At 62.9% G+C, this 3,155-nt stretch carries 3 protein-coding genes and 1 other RNA gene; all 4 read left to right on the plus strand.

Translation table 11 applies throughout. The annotated features are described in order from the left end of the window. The first annotated feature begins 244 nt into the window (after positions 1–244). The 4 genes from ffs to EN964_RS30010 all read left to right on the plus strand — a co-directional run bounded on the left by ffs (position 245) and on the right by EN964_RS30010 (position 3,047). An RNA gene (gene ffs, locus EN964_RS29995) (signal recognition particle sRNA small type) lies at positions 245–341 on the plus strand. Between the two features lie 105 nt (positions 342–446). Continuing rightward, positions 447–2,258: a DNA polymerase III subunit gamma/tau gene (locus tag EN964_RS30000; RefSeq protein WP_127272516.1), complete on the plus strand. Its 1,812-nt coding sequence runs from the start codon at positions 447–449 to the stop codon at positions 2,256–2,258. A gap of 30 nt (positions 2,259–2,288) precedes the next feature. After that, the gene (locus tag EN964_RS30005) at positions 2,289–2,612 is read left to right on the plus strand and encodes a YbaB/EbfC family nucleoid-associated protein (RefSeq protein WP_013527931.1); all 324 of its coding nucleotides are present in this window, start codon (positions 2,289–2,291) and stop codon (positions 2,610–2,612) included. Positions 2,613–2,639: 27 nt separating this feature from the next. Then, a complete protein-coding gene (locus EN964_RS30010; RefSeq protein WP_127272517.1) occupies positions 2,640–3,047 on the plus strand; it encodes a hypothetical protein in 408 nt (135 codons plus the stop codon). Positions 3,048–3,155: the final 108 nt, after the last annotated feature.

Below are 3,155 nucleotides of genomic sequence, written 5' to 3' on the forward strand. Positions count from 1 at the left end.
TGTGTATAAGAGACAGACGCTGTCCGCCTCCAGCCGTGCGTCCAGCGTGAATCCGGCCTCCAGGCCCGGCAGCATCGGCGTTTCCCTTGCTTTTCTTGGTTTGCTCAACACATGAAGGCTAGAGCGGCGGCAAGGGGGCTGCAAGTGAATCATTGCGCCCTCACGGTTTGGTGCGCCGATTCGACATTTAACGATTTCTTCGGCGGACTTGCATTTCGTCGCGCAATTGCCGATATGGAAAGCGGGAGGTTGGTGGTGGACGATCCACTCGCCAACCGGGTCAGGTCCGGAAGGAAGCAGCCCTAACGAGCCCGGAACGGGTCATTGTTCCAGCCTCCCACCTCATCGGCCCCTCTCGCGACATTGACGACGCATTGCAGCGCGGGCGAGACTATGCGCAGGAATCGGCCGCCTTCGGGCGCGGCCATTTGGAGCTTTACGGGCGTATGAGCGAAGCCGGAAATTCGGGACCAAAAAGCCTGGAGATAGGCAAGGCCGCCGCCTATCGCGTGCTGGCGCGCAAGTACCGTCCTTCGAATTTTTCCGAGCTGGTCGGCCAGGAGCCGATGGTGCGCACCCTCACCAATGCCTTTGCCACCGGCCGCATCGCCCAGGCCTGGATGCTGACCGGCGTGCGCGGCGTCGGCAAGACCACGACGGCGCGCATCCTCGCGCGGGCCCTGAATTATAAAACCGCTGACATCGACCAGCCTTCGGTCGACCTCGCCGTCCTCGGCGAACATTGCCAGGCGATCATGGAAGGCCGCCATGTCGACGTCATCGAGATGGACGCCGCCTCGCATACCGGCATCGACGACATCAGGGATATCATCGAGCGCGTGCGCTATGCGCCGGTCTCGGCCCGCTACAAGGTCTACATCATCGACGAAGTGCACATGCTGTCGACGCAAGCCTTCAACGGCCTGCTGAAGACGCTGGAAGAGCCGCCGCCGCACGTCAAATTCATCTTCGCCACCACCGAAATCCGCAAGGTTCCGATCACCGTTCTGTCGCGCTGCCAACGCTTCGACCTGAGGCGCATCGACGCCGGCGCTCTGGTCGCGCATCTGTCCTCGATCTCGGCCCAGGAAGGCATTTCTGTCGACGACGACGCGCTGGCGATGATCGCGCGCGCCGCCGAGGGCTCGGCCCGTGATTCGCTCTCCATCCTCGACCAGGCGATTGCCCATGGCGCCGGCTCTGTCGGCGCCGATGCGGTTCGGGCGATGCTCGGGCTCGCCGACCGCGCCCGCATCGTCGACCTGTTCGAACATGTGATGAAGGGCGATGTGGCGGCAGCCCTTGGCGAATTCCGTGCGCAGTATGACACCGGCGCCGATCCAGCCGCCGTGCTGACCGATCTTGCCGAATTCAACCATCTCGTCACCCGGCTGCGTTTCGTGCCGACGGCCATCGAGGATGCCTCGCTGTCGGAGGACGAGCGGCAGCGCGGCGCCGATTTCGCCAGAACGCTGTCGGTCAGGGTGCTGTCACGGACATGGCAGATGCTGCTCAAGGGCATCCCCGAGGTGCAGTCTTCCAACCGGCCGGTGAGTGCCGCCGAAATGGTGCTGATCCGGCTGGCGCATGCCGCCGATCTGCCGACGCTGGACGAGGCGCTGAGATCGCTCGATAGCGCTGCGCCTATGCAGAATGGCGCGCCGCGCCCGAATGGGACGTCGGCAAGTTCCGGCAATGGCGGTGGTGCCAGCGCGGTGGCGCAGACGCGCATGCCATCCGGATCGGGCGGGGCACAGAGCATGCGGCTGGTCGAAGCCTCGCCTGCTGCCGTTGCCTACGTCGCTCCGCCGGAGCCGGCCATGGAATCGGCGCCGCTGAAGTCGCTGGCCGACATCATTGCGCTCGCCGACGCGCAGCGCGACATCGCCTTCAAGGTGCTGGTCAAGAGCTGCATCCGGTTCGTGCGTATCGAGCCCGGCCGCATCGACGTCGGCCTGACCAGCGATGCGCCCAAGATGCTGCTCAACGACCTGACGACGAAGCTTCGCGCCTGGACCGGCCGCAGCTGGCTGGTCTCGCTGTCAAAGGAAGAGGGCGGCCAGACGCTCGCCGAAATGGAATCGGCCAAACGCGAGACGGCATTTCTCGATGCCAAGAGCGATCCCACCGTGGCCGCCATCCTGGCGCGCTTTCCCGGTGCCAAGATCATCGACGTGCGCATTCCAGACGCGCCGGAAGCCGAAACGACAGAGGCTGAAGTGCCGGTAGAGCCGCCGGCTGACGACGATGAAACCTGATCCAGCCACGAATCCGCAAAGGACCCGACCATGAAAGATCTTCTCGGCCTGATGGGCAAGGCGAAGGAAATGCAGGCCAAGTTCCAGGCCATGCAGGACGAGATCGCCACGCTGGAAGCGTCCGGCCAGGCCGGCGGCGGCCTGGTCAATGTGACGCTGACCGGAAAATTCGAGATGAAGTCGCTGAAGATCGATCCGTCTCTGTTCAAGGAAGACGATGTCGAGATCCTGGAAGACCTGGTGCTGGCCGCTCACAACGACGCCAAGACCAAGGTCGAGCAGATCATGCAGGAAAAGACCAAGGCGCTGACCGCAGGTCTGCCGATCCCGCCGGGAATGAAACTGCCCTTCTAGCATTCGGCGCGCGCGCCCATGATCGCCATGACCGAAGAGCCCTCCGAAAGACTGATCGAGCAGCGTATCCGCAACAGGATCTACGAGATCCTGGAAATCCTGGCCGATTGTGACGACGGCGTCGATCTCGTCGGCATCAAGGGTTATTTCTACCTGTTCGAGGATTTCGTCCATCGCCCGTCGATCGAAGCCGGCACATCGGCGCTTTCAAAGGACGAGCGCGCGATCGTGCTGGAGATCGCCGAGTTCCTGGAGGCAGCGAGCGAGACAAATCCGGACTTCACCAAGGCTGAGTTCATAGACAGCGACTGGCCGGGAAAGATCGCGCCGACGGCCAGGGAGGCGCGGACGCTGTTCCTCCGGCGCGGCCTGTTTTCGGAGAAGGTCGAGGAGCTTGAGCCCGGCCAGCCGGCGGCCATTACAGTGGGGCACTAATTCACTTTTAGGTCATGCAACTGTACCAATTTGGCAACAGAGCCTCATCAATAACGTTTTGGCCATCATTTTGCCCGAAAGTGTCTCATTCTTGCCGCAGCCTGGGGG

The organism is Mesorhizobium sp. M7A.F.Ca.CA.001.10.2.1, from assembly GCF_003998575.1.
Lineage (GTDB): Bacteria > Pseudomonadota > Alphaproteobacteria > Rhizobiales > Rhizobiaceae > Mesorhizobium.

Bases quoted from the DNA above. Each gene is read 5' to 3' on its own strand.
- EN964_RS30000 (WP_127272516.1), top strand. From the start codon at position 447: ATGAGCGAAGCCGGAAATTCGGGACCAAAAAGCCTGGAGATAGGCAAG.
- EN964_RS30010 (WP_127272517.1), top strand. From the start codon at position 2,640: ATGACCGAAGAGCCCTCCGAAAGACTGATCGAGCAGCGTATCCGCAAC.
- EN964_RS30005 (WP_013527931.1), top strand. From the start codon at position 2,289: ATGAAAGATCTTCTCGGCCTGATGGGCAAGGCGAAGGAAATGCAGGCC.